We start from the raw sequence: 18,427 nt of genomic DNA, 5'->3' as shown, positions 1-18,427 counted from the left end.
CGAACCGAACCGATCGAAGGAGCACTCCGTCATGCTGCGTGTCGCCGTACCGAACAAGGGCGCCCTGGCCGATTCCGCCGCCCAGATGCTGCGTGAGGCGGGTTACCGCCAGCGCACCGACACCAAGGACCTGGTCTGCCGCGACCAGGCCAACGACATCGAATTTTTCTACCTGCGGCCGAAGGACATCGCCACCTACGTCGGCTCCGGTGATCTGGACGTCGGCATCACCGGCCGGGACCTGCTGATCGACTCCGGCGCGCCGGCCGAGGAGGTCGTCGACCTGAACTTCGGCCGGGCCACCTTCCGCTTCGCGGCCCGGCCGGACGACGTCGACGACGTACGGGAGCTGGGCGGGCACCGGATCGCCACCGCGTACCCGGGGCTGGTCGAGCGGCACCTCGCCGAGCTGGGCGTCAAGGGCGACGTGATCCGCCTCGACGGTGCGGTGGAGAACGCCATCCGGCTGGGCGTCGCCGACGTGGTCGCCGACGTGGTCGAGACCGGGGCCACGCTGCGCCAGGCCGGTCTGGTGGTCTTCGGTGAGCCGCTGCTGCAATCCTCGGCGGTGCTGGTACGCCGCACCGGCGCGGCCGCTCACCCGCAGGCCGAGCAGCTGCTGCGCCGGCTGCACGGGGTGCTGGTGGCCCGCCGCTACGTGATGCTCGCCTACGACGTGCCGGCCGGGCTGTTGGATCGGGCCAGCTCGTTGACCCCGGGCATCGAGTCGCCGACGGTCTCGCCGTTGCACCGGGAGGGCTGGGTGGCGGTGCAGGCCATGGTGCTCCGCGACGACGTGCACCGGATCATGGACGAACTCTACGAGCTGGGTGCCCGCGCGATCCTGGTCACCAACATCCACGCCTGCCGGTTGTGAGTCGCTGCTTCGATGGCCCGTGAGGTCCACGTCAGTGTGGCGGCGGCGGGGCGGCCGGAAGCGGATGGCAGACTTGTGCCATGAGTGAGCGGCGGGACGTGACGCAGCCCAGCGCCGGTCCGGGCGAGCGCGAGCGGGCGACCGGCACCGAGCTGTTCCGGCTGCGGCCACGCCGGATCCGGCTGGTCTGCTGGGTGTCGGCGATCCTGCTGGTCGTGGTCTTCGCGCTGGTCGCCACCACGCTGACCGGCCCGACCGGCAACGGGTACGGCACCTTCCAGCGCGGTGACCAGTTCGCCATGATCGGGCTTGGGATCCTGTTCGCCCTGGGCACCCTGCTGTTCACCCGGCCTCGGGTCGAGGCGGATGTGCGAGGGGTGCGGGTGCGCAACATCATCGGCTCGTACGAACTGCCCTGGGAGGTCGTCCGGGGCGTCCGGTTCGACCGGGGCGCCCCCTGGGCGGCCCTGGAGCTGTACGACGACGACCTGCTGCCGGTGGTCGCCCTCCAGGCCGCAGACAAACAGCTCGCCGTCGACGGGGTGCGCGCCCTGCGCCGGCTGCACCGGGAGCACCTTGCCGCGCTCGCCGAGCGGGCAGCGGGCCAGCGCCCGGTTTGAGGGGCCGCTGGCCGAGGGTGTAGTGTTGTCAAGTCGACCAGGCTGTCCGCTCCGGCGGGTGGCCGTGAAAGCGGAGCGCCTGCTCCCACCCGAGTCGCCGCCTTTGGCGTCCGGGTCCGGTCACCGGTTCCGGGCACGTCCCGGCATCGGATGCGCGATCCTGTGATCGTGCCGACCGGTCGAGCAGGCCCTGGCATTCGCCGGGGCCTTCTACTTTCCGGGCCGGTTCCCACCGGGAGCCGCCGGGTCGGCCACGCATGAAGATCCGACTCGAGGAGGCCCCATCAGCGTCGAACCACGCGTGAACGATCAGATCCGGGCACGTGAGGTCCGACTGGTCGGCCCCGAGGGTGAGCAGGTGGGCATCGTCCCGCTGGAGCGCGCCCTTCAGCTGGCCGCGGACGTCGATCTGGACCTGGTCGAGGTTGCGCCGATGGCGCGCCCGCCGGTGTGCAAGCTCATGGACTTCGGCAAGTTCAAGTACGAGAGCGCACTGAAGGCGCGCGAAGCGCGGCGTAACCAGCAGCAGACCGTCATCAAGGAGATGAAGCTCCGGCCGAAGATCGATCCGCACGACTACGAGACCAAGAAGGGTCACGTGGTGCGGTTCCTCAAGGCCGGCGACAAGGTCAAGGTGACGATCATGTTCCGTGGTCGCGAGCAGAGCCGTCCGGAGCTGGGCTACCGGCTCCTGCGCCGGCTCGAGTCCGAGATCACGGAACTGGGATACGTGGAGTCCGCTCCGAAGCAGGACGGCCGAAACATGATCATGGTTCTCGCTCCGCACCGGGCCGTGAAGGCCTCCGCGGTCGCCGCCACGGCGTCCCGTGGCGGGCCTCGGGAGCGGACCGCGGAGGAGCCCGCCGCGACCGCCGAGCCTGCGGTGACAAGTGAGAGCGCAGCAGCCGGTGAGACCGGCACGACCGCTGACACCAGCGGTCAGTAACAGGGGAGAAGACGTTCCACATGCCGAAGATGAAGAGCCACACGGGGATGGGCAAGCGGGTCCGCGTGACCGGCAAAGGCAAGATCACGAAGCAGCAGGCCGGTCTGCGTCACAACCTGGAGAAGAAGCCCTCCACCCGCACCCGCCGGCTGACGGGCGTGGTCGAGGTGGCCAAGGCTGACGTCAAGCGCATCAAGAAGCTGCTCGGCCGCTGACGCGCGCCACCTGAATCCAAGAAGGAGTTGAGATGGCACGCGTCAAGCGGGCTGTTAACGCCCAGAAGAAGCGCCGTACCCTGCTGGAGACCGCGAGCGGATACCGCGGTCAGCGCTCCCGGCTGTACCGCAAGGCCAAGGAGCAGGTGCTGCACTCGATGCAGTACGCCTACCGGGACCGTCGCGACCGCAAGGGCGACTTCCGGCAGCTGTGGATCCAGCGGATCAACGCGGGTGCCCGCGCCAACGGGATGACCTACAACCGGCTGATCCAGGGCCTGCGCCTGGCCGGCATCGAGGTCGACCGCAAGATCCTGGCTGACCTGGCGGTCAACGACGCCGCCGCGTTCGCGGCGATCGTCGAGCTGGCCCGGGCTGCCGTGCAGGCCGAGGGCACCGGCGGCGCGCCCGCCCAGGCCGCCTGAGTCCCACCCAGCGCAGCGAGGCGTCCCTCGGCCACGGGGGACGCCTCGCGCGTGTGGCGGAGAACATGGTTTTCACACCGCGTACGCCCCGGGTGGTGGCCGCGCGCCGACTTCAGCGTCGTCGCGAACGCGACGCCGCAGGTCGGTTCCTCGCCGAGGGACCGCAGGCGGTCCGGGAGGCGCTGAGCCGACCCCGCACCGTGCTGGAGTTGTTCGGCACCCCCGCGGCTCTCGACCGGTACGCCGACCTCGCGGCGACCGCCGCCGCCGACGACGTACCCGTCTCCGAGGTGACCGACGAGGCGCTCGCCGCGCTCGCCGAGACCGTCGCCCCGCAGGGACTGGTCGCCGTCTGCCGGCAGCTCGACGTGTCCCTGGCCGACGCGTTGTCCCACAGCCCCCGACTGGTGGCCGTGCTCGCCGGCATCCGTGACCCGGGCAACGCCGGCACGGTGCTGCGTACCGCCGACGCGGCCGGCGCCACCGCGGTGATCTTTGCGGGGGACGCCGTCGACCCGTACAACGGCAAGTGCGTCAGGTCGTCCGCGGGCAGCCTGTTCCACGTCGACGTGGTCCGGGAGCGCGACCCGCTCGCGACGGTCACCGCGGCGCGGGCCGCCGGGCTGACCGTGCTCGCCGCGACCGGCCACGGCGAATCTGATCTCGACGACCTGGTCGACGCCGGCCGGCTGGCCGCACCGACCGCCTGGCTGTTCGGCTCCGAGGCGCACGGCCTGCCCATCGAGCTGGCCGAGGCCGCCGACGCGCGGGTCCGGGTGCCGCTGCACGGGCGGGCCGAGAGCCTCAACCTGGCTGCGGCGGCGGCCGTCTGCCTGTACGCTTCGGCCAGAGCACAGCGCTGACCCGAGGTCACGCGCACATGACGGAGGAGATGCGGCCCCGATGATGAACGCACCACGGCGTTCGTTTAGCCAGCCCGCCGGTGTCGGCGGGCGGCGGGTTTGACCTGCTCTCCACACGACTCCCACCGGCGGGCTGCGGCACAGCCGCGCGTCCGTAGACTCGCCTAGCCGCCCGCGAGGGCTGGCGCCGTCGTGAGGGAGTGCCCGTACGCCATGACTTACCGCAACGATCCGTACGACCCGAAGCAGGTCGCCCTGCTCGACCCGGCCGCGTTGGCCGAGGCCGTGACCGAGGCCGAGAAGGCGTTCGCCGCCGCCGGTGACCCCGACGCGCTCGCCGTGGTGCGCCCGGCGCACCTGGGCGACCGGGCCCCGGTCTCGCTGGCCCGCCGCGAGATCGGCGCGTTGCCGCCGGCCGCCAAGGCCGACGCCGGCAAGCGGGTCAACGAGGCCCGCCGCACCATCGAGCAGGCGTACGCCGCCCGTGCCGAGGTGCTGGAGCGTGAGCAGGCCGAGCGGGTCCTGGTCGCCGAACGAGTCGACGTGACGCTGCCGTACGACCGCCACCCGCGTGGCTCCCGGCACCCGATCACCCTGCTCATGGAGCAGATCAGCGACCTGTTCATCGGGATGGGCTACGAGGTGGCCGAGGGGCCCGAGGTCGAGCTGGAGTGGACCAACTTCGACGCGCTGAACATCCCCGCCGACCATCCCGCGCGCGGGCTGATGGACACCTTCCACATCGCACCGGAGGGCTCCGGACTGGTGCTGCGTACCCACACCTCGCCGGTGCAGGCGCGCACCATGCTCACCCGCACCCCACCGATCTACGTGGTCGTCCCCGGCCGGGTCTACCGCACCGACGAGTTGGACGCCACCCACTCCCCGGTCTTCTACCAGGTCGAGGGCCTGGTGGTGGACAAGGGCATCACGATGGCGCACCTGCGCGGCACGCTCGACCACTTCGCCCGGGCCATGTTCGGCGAGGGCGCGAAGACCCGGTTCCGGCCGCACTACTTCCCGTTCACCGAGCCGTCGGCCGAGTTCGACGTGTGGTTCCCGGAGCACCGCAAGGGCCCACAGTGGGTCGAGTGGGGCGGCTGCGGCATGGTCAACCCGCGGGTGTTGCGGGCGTGCGGCATCGACCCGGAGGTCTACTCCGGCTTCGCCTTCGGCATGGGCATCGACCGGACGGTGATGTTCCGGCACGGGGTGGGCGACATGCGGGACCTGGTCGAGGGCGACGTCCGGTTCACCCGGGCGTTCGGCCACGGGGCTTAGTGCGGGCGCGAGTTACGGAGACGGTGGTTACACATCATGCGAGTTTCTCTCAGTTGGCTGCGGGAGTACGTCGACGTTCCCGACCTGCCCGTTGACGAGCTGGAACGGGCCCTGGTCGACCTCGGCATCGAGGTCGAGTCCATCGTGGACCTCTCCGGCACGGTCACCGGGCAACTGGTGGTCGGCGAGGTCCTGGAGGTCGAGGAGCTGACCGGCTTCAAGAAGCCGATCCGGTTCTGCCTAGTGAACGTGGGCACTGCCAACGGCACCGGCGAGCCGCAGGAGATCGTCTGCGGTGCCCGCAACTTCGCTCCGGGCGACCGGGTGGTGGTCATTCTGCCCGGCGGGGTGCTGCCGGGTGACTTCGCCGTCGGCGCCCGCCGGACGTACGGGCGCAACTCCAACGGGATGATCTGCTCGGCCCGGGAACTGGGCCTGGGCGACGACCACGACGGCATCCTGGTGCTGCCCGAGCACGTGGTCGCCGAGCCCGGCGACGACGCACGGCCGGTGATCGGCCTCAACGACATCATCGTCGAGGTGGAGATCACCCCGGACCGGGGCTACCAGATGTCACTGCGCGGGCTCGCCCGCGAACTGGCGCACGCTCTCGGTCTCGACTACTCCGACCGGGGCCGGATGCCCGCGACGCCCGGCACGGCCGAGCCGGCGTACCCGGTCGAGGTGCGCGACCCGGTCGGCTGCGACCGGTTCGCGGCCCGGATGGTGCGCGACGTCGACCCGGCGGCGCAGACCCCGGACTGGATGCGGCAGCGGCTGACCATCGCCGGCATCCGCAGCATCTCGTTGCCGGTCGACATCACCAACTACGTGATGCTCGAACTCGGCCAGCCGATGCACGCCTTCGACGCGGACCGGATCGCCGGTCCGCTGGTGGTGCGCCGGGCGGTACCGGGGGAGAAACTGACCACGCTCGACGGGGTGACCCGCGCCCTCGCCCCCGAGGACATGGTCATCTGCGACGTCGGGCTGCCGAACCCGCTCGCCGCCGAGGGCGACGGCACGCCGATCTCGCTCGCCGCCGTGATGGGCGGGGAGACCAGCGAGGTGCTGCCGGGCACCGTCAACGTGCTCTTCGAGGCCGCGCACTGGGACCCGGCGATGGTGGGCCGCACCGCCCGCCGGCACAAGCTGTTCAGCGAGGCGGCGAAGCGCTGGGAGCGGGGGGTGGATCCGGCGCTGCCGCTGGTCGCCCTGGACCGGGCGGTCGGGCTGCTCACGTCGTACGCGGGCGGCACCGCCAGCGACGAGGTGCTGGACATCAACCATGTCCGGCCGCGTACCCCGGTCACCCTGCCGGCCGACCTGCCCACCCGGCGGGTCGGGGTGGACTACCCGCCGGCCCGGGTGGCCGCCCTGCTGGAGCAGGTCGGCTGCACCGTGTCGCGCGGCGCCGACCGGCTGGCCGAGGACCCGGGTGAGGTGGCGGTGGCCGCCGGTGGCGGCGAGACGCTGAGCGTCACCCCGCCGACCTGGCGGCCCGACCTGACCGACCCGGCGGACCTGGTCGAGGAGGTGGTCCGCCTCGACGGGTACGACAAGGTGCCGTCGGTGCTGCCGACCGCGCCGCCCGGCCGGGGTCTGACCGGGCAGCAGCGACGCCACCGGGCGGTGTCCCGCTCCCTGGCCGAGCGTGGCTACGTCGAGGTCCTGGCGCACCCGTTCGTCGCCACGGAGCTGGCCGACCAGCTCGGCCTGCCTGCCGACGACCCGCGCCGCCGGGCGGTGCGGCTGGCCAACCCGCTGTCGGAGGAGGAGCCGCTGCTGCGCACCACGCTGCTCGGCCCGCTGCTCGGCATCGTCCGGCGCAACCTCGGCCGTGGTCTGCGGGATCTGTCCCTCTACGAGATCGGCACGGTGTTCCACCCCCGGCCGGACGCCGGCAGCCCGCCGGCGATGGGCGTGGATCGGCGTCCCACCGACGCGGAGTTCGCCGCCGCCGACGCGGTGGTTCCGCGCCAACCCCGGCACGTCGCCGTCGTGCTGACCGGTGACATCGAGCCGGCCGGTTGGTGGGGCGGCGGCCGGGCGGCAGGTTGGGCGGACGCGGTCGAGGCCGGCCGCGCGGTGCTGGCCGCCGCCGGGGTACCCGACCGGCAGGTCGAGGTGCGGTCGGCCGAGTACGCCCCGTGGCATCCGGGCCGCTGCGCGGAACTGCTGGTCGACGGCACGGTGGTCGGTCACGCCGGTGAGCTGCACCCGCAGGTCGTCGCGACGCTGGAACTGCCGAGGCGGACCTGCGCCATGGAGCTGGACCTGGACGCCCTGCCGTCCGCCCCGCCGGTAGGCGCGCCGACGGTGTCGACGTTCCCGCCGGCGCTCATCGACGTGGCGCTGGTGGTGGCCGAGTCGGTGCCGGCGGCGCAGGTGCGCCAGGCGCTCGTCGAGGGGGCCGGCGAGTTGCTGGAGTCGGTCAGCCTGTTCGACGTGTACGCCTCGGAGCAGCTCGGCGCCGGCCGCAAGTCGCTGGCCTACAAGCTCACCTTCCGGGCACCGGACCGCACCCTGACGGTCGAGGAGGCGGTGGCCGCCCGTGACGCCGCCGTCGCCCGCGCCGCCGAACGCTGCGGCGCCAGCCTCCGCGGCGCCTGACAGGTCGGCAAGGGCCCCTTCGCTACCCCTCGGGCAAAGAAGGGGCCCATTCCCGACCCCGGTGGTGGGTGCGGGCACCGACGGCGTGTGCGATCGGTGACGGCGGCAAGGCGCTCGGTGTGGGATCGACCGAAAGGTCAACACCGATGGCTGTTTGGTTACCCGCGAGTTACCTCTGAGCGGTTAGCCTGCTTGGATTCCGAGTGCCGTCATCCGCATCACCCCCGCCACCCCCACGGGAGCCCCCTCATGTCCGATGATCCGCCCGCCTCGGTCGACGTCTGCATCGTCGGTGGTTGTGGCCGGGTGGGCCTGCCACTGGGCATCGCCTTCGCCGCCCGCGGGCTGTCCGTCGTGCTGTACGACATCAACGCCGAGGCCGTCGCGGGCGTCAACGCGGCCACCCTGCCCTTCGCCGAGCCCGGCGCGGCCGGTCCGCTGGCCGAGGCGGTGGCCGCCGGGCGGCTGCGCGCAACCACCGACCCCGCCGCCGTCGGGGCGTCGGAGCATCTGGTTGTGGTGGTCGGCACGCCGGTCGACGAGCACCTCAACCCGGATCTCGGTGCCGTGCCCCGCGCGCTCGAACGCTGCGCCGAGCATCTGCGCGACGGCCAGCTGATCGTGCTGCGCAGCACCGTCTACCCCGGGGTCACCGCACTGACCGAGAAGCTGCTGGCCGGCAAGGGGCTGCGCGCGGACGTGGCGTTCTGCCCGGAGCGGATCGCCGAGGGCCGGGCGATGACCGAGTTGTTCACCCTGCCGCAGATCGTCGCCGCACGAACCCCGGAGGCGCTGACCCGGGCGGAGAAGCTGTTCCGGCACCTGACCGACCAGATCGTCCCGCTCGAACCCGAGGAGGCCGAGCTGGCGAAGCTGTTCACCAACACCTGGCGGTACATCAAGTTCGCCACCGCGAACCAGTTCTGGATGATGGCCAACGACTTCGGGCTGGACTTCGCCCGGATCCGGCATGCGGTGGCGTACGACTACCCGCGCGCCGCCGATCTGCCGATGCCCGGTTTCGCCGCCGGACCGTGCCTGTTCAAGGACACCATGCAACTGGCCGCGTTCAACCGGAACAACTTCGTCCTGGGCCACTCCGCGATGCTGATCAACGAAGGGCTGCCGCTGTATCTGGTGTCCCGCCTGGAGGACCGGTTCGACCTGGCCACCTCGACGGTGGGCATCCTCGGGATGGCCTTCAAGGGCGGCAGCGACGATCCCCGGGAGAGCCTGGCGTACAAGCTACGCAAGATCCTGGCGTTGAAGACCCGGGAGACGCTCTGCACCGACCCGTACGTGGCGGACGAGCGTTTCGTCGACCTCGACGAGGTGTTGCGCCGGGCCGACCTGCTGGTCATCGCCGCACCGCACGAGCAGTACGCCCGCCTGGACACCGACAAACCGGTGATCGACATGTGGGGTCTCACCGGGCAGGGGGTGCGGGTGTGATGAATCCCCGGGTCTCGGTGATCGTGCCGGTCTACAACGAGGGCGAGGCGATCATCCGCTGCCTGGAGCGGATGCTGCGCGAACTGATGCTGCCCGCCGAGGTGCTGATCGTGCACGACATGCCCGAGGACACCACCGTCCCGTACGTCGAGCGGATAGCGCGTACCGACCCGAGGGTCCGGGCGGTGCTCAACACCTACGGCCGGGGCCCGGCCAACGCGATCCGGTACGGCATCGACGCGGCCCTGGCGCCGGTCGCGGTGGTGACGATGGCCGACGGGTGCGACGATCCCCGCCAGATCGACGAGCTGGCCCGGTTGGTGGACCGGGGCGTGGTGGTCGCCGCGGCCTCCCGGTACATGCCGGGTGGTCAGCAGGTCGGCGGGCCGAGGCTGAAGCGACTGATGTCCCGCTGGGCCGGCCGCAGCCTCTACACCTTCGCCCGGGCGGGCACCCGGGACGCCACCAACAGCTTCAAGGCGTACGACACGGCGTTCGTCCGCGAGGTCGGCATCGAGTCGCGGACCGGCTTCGAGATCGGGCTGGAACTCACCGCGAAGGCCACCCGGCTGCGCCTGCCGGTCGCCGAGATCCCGACCATCTGGTTGGACCGTCCGCTCGGCGAGTCCCACTTCGACCTTGGCCGCTTCCTCCCCGGCTACCTGCGCTGGTACCTGTTCGCCTACGGTCGGCGGTTGAGCCGGGAGAAGTTGGCCGCCCGGGTGCGGACGGCGGCCGTGCCGACCCCGCGTGGCACCGAGTACGAGAAGACGGCATAGGAGCGTACGTGGCGAAGGTCCTGGTAACTGGTTCGGCCGGATTCATCGGCGGCTACCTCGTCGCGGAGCTGCTCGACCGTGGCCACGAGGTGGTGGGTGTCGACAACTTCTCGAAGTACGGTCCGGTCGCCCAGAGCCACGAGGGGCACCCGAGGTTCCGGTTCGTCGAGGGGGACGCCCGCGACACCGATCTGCTGACCGGGCTGCTCGACGGCTGCGACCACCTGGTCGCCGGCGCCGCCATGATCGGCGGGATCTCCTACTTCCACGCGTACGCCTACGACCTGCTCGCCACCAACGAGCGGATCATGGCGGCGACCTGCGACGCGGCGTTGCAGGCGCACCGCGCCGGTCGCCTGTCGAAGGTCACCTACCTCTCCTCCTCGATGGTGTTCGAGTCCACCGAGCACTGGCCCAGCCGGGAGGGCGACGAGCGGCGGATCCCGCCGCCGCTGTCCTCGTACGGCTTCCAGAAGCTGGCCGTGGAGTACTACGCCCGGGCAGCCTGGGACCAGTACCAGTTGCCCTACACGATCGTGCGGCCGTTCAACTGCGTCGGGGTGGGGGAGGGGCGGGCGCTGGGCCAGGCCGAGGTGCTCTCCGGCAACGTGAAGCTGGCCATGTCGCACGTGGTACCGGACCTGGTCCAGAAGATCGTCAAGGGGCAGGACCCGCTGCACATCCTCGGCGAGGGCGACCAGGTGCGGCACTACACCTACGGCGGTGACCTCGCCCGGGGGATCGCGCTCGCCATCGAGCACCCGGCGGCGCGCAACGAGGACTTCAACCTCTCCACCGCCGAGTCGACCACCGTCCTGGAGTTGGCCGAGCTGATCTGGCGCAAGATCAAGGGGCCGGACGTGCCCTTCCGACACGTCAGCGACGACCCCTTCCAGTACGACGTGCAAAAACGCGTACCGGACACCACGAAGGCTCGCGAGGTGCTCGGCTTCACCGCCACCACGACCCTGGACGAGATGCTCGACGAGGTCATCCCCTGGGTGACCCACGCGGTCGCCGAGGGCCGCCTCTGACCCGGGAGCTGTCAGGGCCTGTCGCCGGGGGCCGGAACGGGACCTGGCTACCGCTCCTCGGCGTCCAGTTGCCCCACCGCCCGCAGTCGCGGCAGGTCGAGGACGGTCATCCGACGGTAGTCAGTGTCGACGAGGCCCTCGGTTCGCAGATCACGCAGGCTCTTCTGGATCGAGGTCTCGGAGGCGCCGCAGATCGTGGCGAGTTCCGGTTGGGTGAGCCGGACATCGATGACGACACCGTCGGGCGCCCGCCGGCCGTGGGTGCGGGACAGTTCCGCCACGACCCGTGCCACCCTGATCTTGACCGGGTACGAGGTGAAGTCGATCCGTCGCCGGTTCGACCAGCGCAGCCGGTCCGAGACCATGGCCGCGAGTTCGAGCGCCGCGTCGGGGTTCCCGCGTAGGAAGGCTCGGAAGCGGTCACACGGGATCACGCTGTAGCGGGCCGGTCCGCACGCGGTGACCGTCGCCGACCTTGGCTGTTCGTTAAGCGCGGACATCTCACCGACGAGGTCACCCCCGACCCGGAGCGACAGCAGCGCGGTTCGGCCGTCCGGCAGCGCGGCGGTGACCTTGGTCAGCCCCTGCTCGATCAGAACCAGGTGTGATTCCTGGCGTCCCTCGTGAATCAGGATCTGACCGGCCGGCACCTGACGGCGGACGCCGAGTTCCAACAACGCCGTGCGGACTGGGGGGCCCAGCCGCTGCAGGAATGTGCCGTAGGGCCACTGTGCGGTCTGAGGCGTTTCTCGCCGCATCAACGCTCCCACTTTTCTCCACCAACGAAAGCGATCGAAGCGTAACCGGTCTTTCGCGGTGCGCGACGCCTGACGGAACAGCGCCGCCGCGAGCAGGTAGGCGACCAGCAACCCGAGCGTCGGCCACGCCGCCAGCCCCGATCCCAGGAGCAGGTCGATCGGCAGGGTCCACATGGGCCAAGTCCATCCGTACGGAACCGTCGAGACACCCGCACAGGAGGGGATGACGGGTGGTCGACAAACGCGGCGATGCCGTCTTTCTACGGGATCTCCGAGCTTCGACGCGTCTTGGATGTCACCTGGTGCCCGGCTCTGACGGGCCATGGTGAGGAGGACCGACCACATGCGACATCCAGAGCGGCGCCTGCTGGTCTGCGTGGACATGGAGCGCTACAGCCGGCGTACCAACCTTCAGCAGTACGAGGCCCAGCACGACTTTCACCGCCTGCTGCGGGAGGCAGCCGGCGACGTGGGCATGGACCGGGTGGGCTGGACGACACAGCAGTCGGGCGACGGGGAACTGGCGATCCTGCCGCACGACATACCCGAAGCGAGGGTGATCGGCCGGTTCGTGCCGGAGCTGAATCGGCTGCTACGGCGGTACAACGCCAGCCGGTTGCCGGCAGCCCGCATCCGGCTCAGGGTCGCGGTGCACCAGGGCATGGTGCACCTCGACGGTGCCAACGGATTTCCCGGGCAAGCGGTAGTGCTGGTCAGCAGGTTGTGCGACGCGGAGCCGGTCCGTCGGGCACTGGCCGCCTTCCCCGAGGCCGGGATCGCGCTCGTGGTGTCCGCAGACATCTACCGTGACGTTGTCACCGAGTATCCCGAGGAGCTCCGCCCGGACCGGTTCCGTCGGATCGACGTGGTCCACGCGAGCAAGGGATTTCAGGAACCGGCGTGGCTCTGCGTCGTCGACGAGGATCTGTCGTCCTGGGTGGACGGGTCCCCGGAGTCCAACCCGCCGGCCGGGGACACGTCGGATGTCTCTGCTCGCCGTTCACGCGCGAAGCGGGATGGCGACATCCCCGCCCCGGGTGGGATCCGAACCGGCGACATCACCGTCGAGGGGCAGAACGCCATCGGCCCGGGTGCCACGGCGATCGGGTCGATCGGTCGTGACGCGAATCTCGGTGGAGGTACGGACCGGTGAGCGACCACCGTCCGGAGTCGGCGAGGTCCGCTTCCGAAGCCGTGCCGGCCGATGCCGGGCTGGAGCCACCGGGCGACCAGCCGCAGGAGAGCCGCCCCGGACTCGCGCCGGACAGCGGCGCGACCGCTGCGGACCCGCCATCCACGGAGCGGGAGCCGGAGGATGTCGAGGACACCGACGAGACCGAGGAGCCGCTGGACTCCGCCGACGTGCTGCGCCGACTCGCCGGTCTGCTCGGCGACAGCGGGCGCATCGATGTTGGCGACATGCAGGTTCAGGGACAGAACGCGACCGGCCATGGCGCGCTCGCCATCGGCACGGTCAACGTCACCGCCGCCGCAACCGCCGGGGGTGGTCGCGTCTGGGCGGAGACACTGAGCGAGTCGACCGTACGGGAGGTCGCCTTCGCGTACGCCCCCGCCGCGAGCGATCAGCAACTCGACCGGCAGTTGAAGCAACGCCACCTGGTGTGCCTGTCCGGTCCGACCGGCAGCGGCCGCTTCACCTCCGCGCTTGTCGCCTCGGCCCGCCGGCACGGCTTCGGCCGGGTAGGGGTTCTCGGCGTCGAGCAACTCGCCGACCTGCTCGGCACGAACTCCGGTCCCCGTAGCGGATGCGGCTACGTGCTACGACTCAGTGACGAGACGGTGTGCTCGGTGGACGGGTACACCCTCGTCGCCTTGGCGGCGCGCGCCGAGACCCACGGGGTGACCCTGCTTCTCGTCGGTGACTTCTCGCGGCGGATCCAGGATCTCAGCGGCCATGTCGTCGAGCATCGACCGCCGCCTGCGGAGGAGGTGTTTCGCACTCGGCTGCGGCGTGAGTTGACGGTGCCGTGCGTCGGCTTCTGCGCGGACGGCTGTGCCGGCGGATGCGTCGAACGGTATGTCGACGAGGAGTGCGTCCGGCATCCCTTGCTGGCGACCTACCTCGGCGGGGAACCTCGACCACGCGAGGTCGTTGCGGTGGTGCAGGCGATCGCCCGCACGGCACCACGCGCCGCGGCGTTGACCGCCCGTCTGGCCGAATTGTTGCCCCGGCAGCTGCGCGAGCGCGCCGCGCGCATTCTCGACGCGGAGGACGGCGCGGGTGCCTCGGTGGGTTGGTCCCGCGACCAGGTACGGGCGTTCCGGCTCTCCTGCGCGGTCCTGGTCGGCCTCTCCGCCTCGGAGATCCGTCTCGCCGCCGACCGGCTCGTGGCCGCTGACGGGCTCGGGTACGCCGATCGGCTCGTGCCGGCCGACGCGCCGATGCCACCGGCGACGGTTCCGCTGCGCCTGCGCGGAACCACCGTCGATCAGCTGCTCGGCCAGACGCTGCGGGCGGCGGTGGTGGTACCGGCCGACGGGTGGGCCGTGGGCGCTGCCCATCTCCAGTTCGCCGCAGGCAGCGAGCAACTGCGCTCCGCCGTGCTCGACGTGGCCTGGACGGACTGGTACCCACCTCGGGTGTTACTCGGCTGGCTCGCGGATCTGGTCCGGGCCGAACAGCCGGCCGTACGCCAGGCGGCGGCCGGGGCGGTCGGTTGGACGGCGAGCAGGGACGTGCAGGCGGCCCTGGACACGGTACGGGATCTGGCCCGGGAGCGGCGGGCCGGAGTTCGGCAGGCGGCCGCGATCGTGCTGGTGGCGATGGCGATGCAACCGCATCTGAGACAGCGGGTCAGGGCCGAGCTGGATCGCTGGGCAGCCGGGCCGGCCGGCCATCTGCGGGACACCGTGGCCCGAGCCCACGAACTCGGGCTGGCCCGTCTCTGGCCTGACGCGGCGCTGGTGCAGCTGCGCCTGGTCGCGTCGGCGCGCATGCAACGCTGGAACAACTCCGTGGTTCGGGGCCTGGTCGAGGTGTATCAGAGCGGGCACGCCACCGCCCTGGTGCCCGATCTGGTCGAGTGGACCCGGTCGCCCGACCGCGAGGTACAACTGCACGCCGCCCGAACGCTGCGGGTGCTGGCCGAACGGTGGGCCCGACCGCCGCGGGAACACTGGCCGGAACTGCTGGACCTCGCCCGTACGGGGTTCATCACCGACGATGACCTGGCGACGCTCTGGGCGACAGCGCTGAGCCTGCCGGAAACGGCGTACCGGTCCTGGCGGACCCTCGGCTCCTGGCTCAACCGGGCGGACGGCCAACCCGAGGTCGCTGGGCACGTGCTGGCGCTGCTGCGACTCGTGGTGGCGGGACGGATTCCGTTGCGTCGGCGACTCCACCACCAGCTACGGCACGTGTGGCGCCCGGTGATGCCCCGGAACGCTCTGCTTGCCGATGTCGGACAACTTATCGATGAGGACAACCGATGAGCACTCAACCCGCCGGGAACCCGCACGTCCACCCCTCGGTGCCGAGGCAGGCCGATCGCCGATGGTGGCACTCCATCTTTCCGCCGTCTCCTGCTCCGCTGCCGCCGGTACCCGTTCGGGTGAGCTTTCGGCAGGACGTACCGCAACCCCTCCTGGTGCCGGCCAAGGGTGACGCTTTCGACTTCCGCCTGCACGTCGTCTACCTCTGGACCGCGTCGAACATGGGGTTCGAGGAACTGCGCCTGCGCGCCGAGCGATTGTTGCCGTGGGCGGGTGGAATCGTCCGGGAACGGGCGGTGGACCTCGCCCGCGAGCACGAACCGCACCGCGCTCACGACCTGGAGCGGGCGCTGAACAACCTCCTGATGCACCAACGTTGGCCGCAGGACGCGAGCCTGCCGCAGTTCGGAGTTCATCTACGGGTCAGCCCCGACGAGCGGGTGCGGGAGCGGCTGCGCCCGTACTGGGAAGAGCGGATCGAGCTCGAGTGCCACCACGAACTACAGAAGATCCGTGCCTGGCAGGCCGACGACCTGACCCGCCGGTGGGCAGCGGTGTTGCAGAGCCTGGAGGACGACCCGGTCACCGGGCATGCGGCGCGGCTGGCGGGAGAGCAGTTCGCCGAGGTCTTCCAGCGGTACGTGGTGGAGCGCCGTGACACCGTCCCGGATCTGGTGAGTCTGCTGCGGGAGGCGGTGAAGGGCCACGGTGATCTCGGCCTTGGGCCGTCCGAGTACACGCAGGCGTGGGACGCCGCGCTGCGGACGTACGAGCGTCAGCACGGCCTGTCGGGGCGGACCAATTGATCGTGCGGTGGCCCTCCTTCGGCACCGGAGGGCCACCGCACCCTGCCTTACATCACCATGCGCACGACTGTATGACCTTGCAGTAACTTCCTTTCGAGGCTATCCTCGCTGCATAGTCATGCGGAGGTAGGTATGGGGATTCGGTCTGCGGTCGCGGGGGCGAGTGGGTACGCCGGTGGTGAACTGCTCCGCCTGCTCGCCGGACATCCCGAGTTCGACCTGGTCGCCGCGACCGCGCACAGTCAGGCCGGGCAACGGCTCGACGCGGTTCACCCGCAGCTGACCGGGCTGGACGTGACCCTCGGTGCGACCGCGCCGGAGGTGCTGGCCGAGGCCGATCTCGTCTTCCTCGCCCTCCCGCACGGCGAGTCCGCCGCCCTCGCGGCGCAACTGCCCGCCGGGGTACGGATCGTCGATCTCGGTGCCGACCACCGGCTCGTGGACGCCGACGCCTGGGCCCGTTACTACGGCGGCCCGCACGCGGGCGCGTGGACCTACGGCCTGCCCGAGTTGCCGGGTCAGCGGGAGCGGATCGCCGCCGCGGAACGGGTGGCCAGCACCGGTTGCTACGCGGCGACGATCACCCTCGCGCTGGCCCCGCTGATCGCCGCCGGTGTCGCCCGACCCGACGACGTGGTGGTCGTCGCCGCGTCCGGCACCTCGGGCGCGGGCCGGGCCACCAAAGCCCACCTGCTCGCCAGCGAGGTGATGGGCGACCTGTCGCCCTACAAGGTGGGCGCGCACCAGCACGTACCCGAGATCAAGCAGGCCACCGGGGTGACCGGGCTGTCGTTCACGCCGGTGCTGGCACCGATGCCGCGCGGCATCCTGGCCACGGTCACCGTGCTGCCGACCGGCGAGACCGACCCGCGCGCGGTGCTGGCGCAGGCGTACGCGGACGAACCGTTCGTGCATCTGCTGCCCGAGGGGCGGTGGCCGCACACCGCCGCCACGCTGGGTGGCAACTCCTGTCATCTGCAGGCCACCGTCGATGTCGACTCCGGTCGGCTGATCGTGGTCGCCGCGCTGGACAACCTCGGCAAGGGTGCCGCAGGCCAGGCGGTGCAGAACGCCAATTTGATGTTCGGCCTGCCCGAGACCACGGGCCTGTCCGTCTGGGGGACCGCGCCGTGACCGTGACCGCACCCCGGGGTTTCCGGGCGGCCGGGGTGGCCGCCGGCCTGAAGACCAGCGGCGAGCCGGATGTGGCGCTGGTGGTCAACGACGGACCCGACGCTGGTGTGGCCGGTGTTTTCACCGCCAACCGGGTCAAGGCCGCGCCGGTGCTCTGGACCCAGCAGGTCGTCCGGGGTGGCATCGTGCGGGCGGTGGTGCTCAACTCCGGCGGCGCGAACGCCTGCACCGGCCCGGCCGGCTTCCAGGACACCCACGCCACCGCCGAGCACACCGCTGCCGCGTTGGCCTCGGCCGACGTGCATCAGATCGGCGCGGGCGAGGTGGCGGTCTGCTCCACCGGCCTGATCGGCGAACGGCTGCCCATGGACCGGCTCCTGCCCGGGGTTGCCGCTGCTGTCGGGAGCCTGGGTGACAACGGTGGTGCCGCCGCTGAGGCGATCATGACGACGGACACCCGGCCGAAGACCACTGTCGTCTCCGGCGCCGGCTGGACCGTCGGCGGCATGGCCAAGGGCGCCGGCATGCTGGCCCCGGCGATGGCCACCATGCTCTGCGTCCTCACCACCGACGCGGTGGCCGGGCCGGAGGCGCTCGACGCCGCGCTGCGGGCAGCCACCCGGGTCACCTTCGACCGCGTCGACTCCGACGGCTGCATGTCGACGAACGACACGGTGCTGCTGCTGGCCAGCGGTGCCTCGGGCGTCGCGCCGAGCGAGACGGAGCTGGCCTCGGCGGTCACCGCCGCCTGTCACGACCTGGCTCAGCAGTTGCTCGCCGACGCCGAGGGCGCCACCAAGCAGGTCGCCATCGAGGTCGTCGGCAGCGCCGACGAGGACGACGCGGTCGAGGTGGGCCGGGCGGTGGCCCGCAACAACCTGGTGAAGACCGCGCTGTTCGGCAACGACCCGAACTGGGGTCGGATCCTCGCCGCCGTCGGTACGACCACCGCCGTCTTCGAGCCGGACGCCGTGGACGTGGCGGTCAACGGCATCTGGGTCTGCCGGGGCGGCGCGGCGGCCGAGGACCGCTCGAAGGTCGACCTCTCCGGCCGGGACGTCACCATCCGGATCGACCTGCACGCCGGTACCACCGAGGCGACGGTGTGGACCAACGACCTGTCGCACGCCTACGTGCACGAGAACTCGGCCTATTCAACGTGAGCGCGAGG

The 18,427-nt window shown here is 71.2% G+C and carries 17 protein-coding genes; 16 read left to right on the top strand and 1 reads right to left on the bottom strand.

Annotated features, from left to right (window positions below; translation table 11 throughout):
- The first annotated feature begins 31 nt into the window (after positions 1–31).
- The 11 genes from hisG to O7624_RS05070 all read left to right on the top strand — a co-directional run bounded on the left by hisG (position 32) and on the right by O7624_RS05070 (position 11,105).
- On the top strand, positions 32–877 hold the full coding sequence (hisG, locus tag O7624_RS05120) for an ATP phosphoribosyltransferase (protein WP_282239135.1): 846 nt from the start codon (positions 32–34) through the stop codon (positions 875–877).
- An 80-nt stretch (positions 878–957) separates the two neighbouring features.
- Positions 958–1,497, top strand: a complete 540-nt coding sequence (locus O7624_RS05115) for a PH domain-containing protein (RefSeq protein WP_282239134.1) — start codon at positions 958–960, stop codon at positions 1,495–1,497.
- 301 nt (positions 1,498–1,798) lie between these two features.
- Positions 1,799–2,443 (top strand): translation initiation factor IF-3, encoded by a 645-nt coding sequence (gene infC, locus O7624_RS05110; RefSeq protein WP_093404276.1) that lies wholly within the window; start codon positions 1,799–1,801, stop codon positions 2,441–2,443.
- Between the two features lie 20 nt (positions 2,444–2,463).
- Positions 2,464–2,658 carry a 50S ribosomal protein L35 gene (gene rpmI / locus O7624_RS05105; RefSeq protein ID WP_093404274.1) on the top strand — a complete coding sequence of 65 codons (195 nt, stop codon included), beginning with the start codon at positions 2,464–2,466 and terminating at the stop codon, positions 2,656–2,658.
- 32 nt (positions 2,659–2,690) lie between these two features.
- Complete coding sequence (gene rplT / locus O7624_RS05100) at positions 2,691–3,083, top strand: 50S ribosomal protein L20 (RefSeq protein ID WP_093404272.1); 393 nt, start codon at positions 2,691–2,693, stop codon at positions 3,081–3,083.
- Positions 3,084–3,148: 65 nt separating this feature from the next.
- A complete protein-coding gene (locus O7624_RS05095) occupies positions 3,149–3,946 on the top strand; it encodes an RNA methyltransferase (protein WP_282239133.1) in 798 nt (265 codons plus the stop codon).
- Between the two features lie 213 nt (positions 3,947–4,159).
- On the top strand, positions 4,160–5,227 hold the full coding sequence (pheS, locus tag O7624_RS05090) for a phenylalanine--tRNA ligase subunit alpha (protein WP_282239132.1): 1,068 nt from the start codon (positions 4,160–4,162) through the stop codon (positions 5,225–5,227).
- A 36-nt stretch (positions 5,228–5,263) separates the two neighbouring features.
- Complete coding sequence (gene pheT / locus O7624_RS05085; protein WP_282239131.1) at positions 5,264–7,840, top strand: phenylalanine--tRNA ligase subunit beta; 2,577 nt, start codon at positions 5,264–5,266, stop codon at positions 7,838–7,840.
- Positions 7,841–8,089: 249 nt separating this feature from the next.
- Positions 8,090–9,292: a nucleotide sugar dehydrogenase gene (locus O7624_RS05080; RefSeq protein WP_093404266.1), complete on the top strand. Its 1,203-nt coding sequence runs from the start codon at positions 8,090–8,092 to the stop codon at positions 9,290–9,292.
- Positions 9,292–10,071, top strand: a complete 780-nt coding sequence (locus O7624_RS05075; RefSeq protein ID WP_282239130.1) for a glycosyltransferase family 2 protein — start codon at positions 9,292–9,294, stop codon at positions 10,069–10,071. Before O7624_RS05080 ends, O7624_RS05075 begins: the two co-directional genes overlap by 1 nt.
- A gap of 8 nt (positions 10,072–10,079) precedes the next feature.
- Positions 10,080–11,105: an NAD-dependent epimerase/dehydratase family protein gene (locus O7624_RS05070; RefSeq protein ID WP_282239129.1), complete on the top strand. Its 1,026-nt coding sequence runs from the start codon at positions 10,080–10,082 to the stop codon at positions 11,103–11,105.
- 47 nt (positions 11,106–11,152) lie between these two features.
- Here O7624_RS05070 and O7624_RS05065 read toward each other — a convergent pair whose 3' ends face one another.
- Positions 11,153–12,037, bottom strand: a complete 885-nt coding sequence (locus O7624_RS05065) for a Crp/Fnr family transcriptional regulator (protein WP_282239128.1) — start codon at positions 12,035–12,037, stop codon at positions 11,153–11,155.
- A gap of 169 nt (positions 12,038–12,206) precedes the next feature.
- On the opposite strand from O7624_RS05065, the gene O7624_RS05060 reads away from it, so the two are divergent.
- The 5 genes from O7624_RS05060 to argJ all read left to right on the top strand — a co-directional run bounded on the left by O7624_RS05060 (position 12,207) and on the right by argJ (position 18,419).
- Complete coding sequence (locus tag O7624_RS05060) at positions 12,207–13,016, top strand: hypothetical protein (protein WP_282239127.1); 810 nt, start codon at positions 12,207–12,209, stop codon at positions 13,014–13,016.
- Positions 13,013–15,316, top strand: coding sequence for a hypothetical protein (locus tag O7624_RS05055; protein WP_282239126.1), 2,304 nt, complete (start codon positions 13,013–13,015; stop codon positions 15,314–15,316). The genes O7624_RS05060 and O7624_RS05055 overlap by 4 nt, the downstream gene beginning before the upstream one ends.
- Positions 15,313–16,122 (top strand): hypothetical protein, encoded by an 810-nt coding sequence (locus tag O7624_RS05050; RefSeq protein ID WP_232511236.1) that lies wholly within the window; start codon positions 15,313–15,315, stop codon positions 16,120–16,122. The genes O7624_RS05055 and O7624_RS05050 overlap by 4 nt, the downstream gene beginning before the upstream one ends.
- 132 nt (positions 16,123–16,254) lie before the next feature.
- Positions 16,255–17,256 carry an N-acetyl-gamma-glutamyl-phosphate reductase gene (gene argC, locus O7624_RS05045; protein WP_282239125.1) on the top strand — a complete coding sequence of 334 codons (1,002 nt, stop codon included), beginning with the start codon at positions 16,255–16,257 and terminating at the stop codon, positions 17,254–17,256.
- Positions 17,253–18,419 carry a bifunctional glutamate N-acetyltransferase/amino-acid acetyltransferase ArgJ gene (gene argJ / locus O7624_RS05040; protein ID WP_282239124.1) on the top strand — a complete coding sequence of 389 codons (1,167 nt, stop codon included), beginning with the start codon at positions 17,253–17,255 and terminating at the stop codon, positions 18,417–18,419. Before argC ends, argJ begins: the two co-directional genes overlap by 4 nt.
- Positions 18,420–18,427 lie beyond the last annotated feature (8 nt).

Source organism: Verrucosispora sp. WMMD1129 (assembly GCF_029581255.1).
Taxonomy (GTDB): domain Bacteria; phylum Actinomycetota; class Actinomycetes; order Mycobacteriales; family Micromonosporaceae; genus Micromonospora; species Micromonospora sediminimaris.
The sequence above is the reverse complement of the archived record's forward strand: the minus strand, read 5'-3'. Positions and strand labels throughout refer to the sequence as shown.

What these genes read in the sequence shown, in the direction of transcription:
- hisG (WP_282239135.1), top strand. Translation starts at nt 32, where the DNA reads ATGCTGCGTGTCGCCGTACCGAACAAGGGCGCCCTGGCCGATTCCGCC.
- O7624_RS05115 (WP_282239134.1), top strand. Translation starts at nt 958, where the DNA reads ATGAGTGAGCGGCGGGACGTGACGCAGCCCAGCGCCGGTCCGGGCGAG.
- rpmI (WP_093404274.1), top strand. Translation starts at nt 2,464, where the DNA reads ATGCCGAAGATGAAGAGCCACACGGGGATGGGCAAGCGGGTCCGCGTG.
- rplT (WP_093404272.1), top strand. Translation starts at nt 2,691, where the DNA reads ATGGCACGCGTCAAGCGGGCTGTTAACGCCCAGAAGAAGCGCCGTACC.
- O7624_RS05095 (WP_282239133.1), top strand. Translation starts at nt 3,149, where the DNA reads ATGGTTTTCACACCGCGTACGCCCCGGGTGGTGGCCGCGCGCCGACTT.
- pheS (WP_282239132.1), top strand. Translation starts at nt 4,160, where the DNA reads ATGACTTACCGCAACGATCCGTACGACCCGAAGCAGGTCGCCCTGCTC.
- pheT (WP_282239131.1), top strand. Translation starts at nt 5,264, where the DNA reads ATGCGAGTTTCTCTCAGTTGGCTGCGGGAGTACGTCGACGTTCCCGAC.
- O7624_RS05080 (WP_093404266.1), top strand. Translation starts at nt 8,090, where the DNA reads ATGTCCGATGATCCGCCCGCCTCGGTCGACGTCTGCATCGTCGGTGGT.
- O7624_RS05075 (WP_282239130.1), top strand. Translation starts at nt 9,292, where the DNA reads ATGAATCCCCGGGTCTCGGTGATCGTGCCGGTCTACAACGAGGGCGAG.
- O7624_RS05065 (WP_282239128.1), bottom strand. Translation starts at nt 12,037, where the DNA reads ATGTGGACCCTGCCGATCGACCTGCTCCTGGGATCGGGGCTGGCGGCG.
- O7624_RS05060 (WP_282239127.1), top strand. Translation starts at nt 12,207, where the DNA reads ATGCGACATCCAGAGCGGCGCCTGCTGGTCTGCGTGGACATGGAGCGC.
- O7624_RS05050 (WP_232511236.1), top strand. Translation starts at nt 15,313, where the DNA reads ATGAGCACTCAACCCGCCGGGAACCCGCACGTCCACCCCTCGGTGCCG.
- argC (WP_282239125.1), top strand. Translation starts at nt 16,255, where the DNA reads ATGGGGATTCGGTCTGCGGTCGCGGGGGCGAGTGGGTACGCCGGTGGT.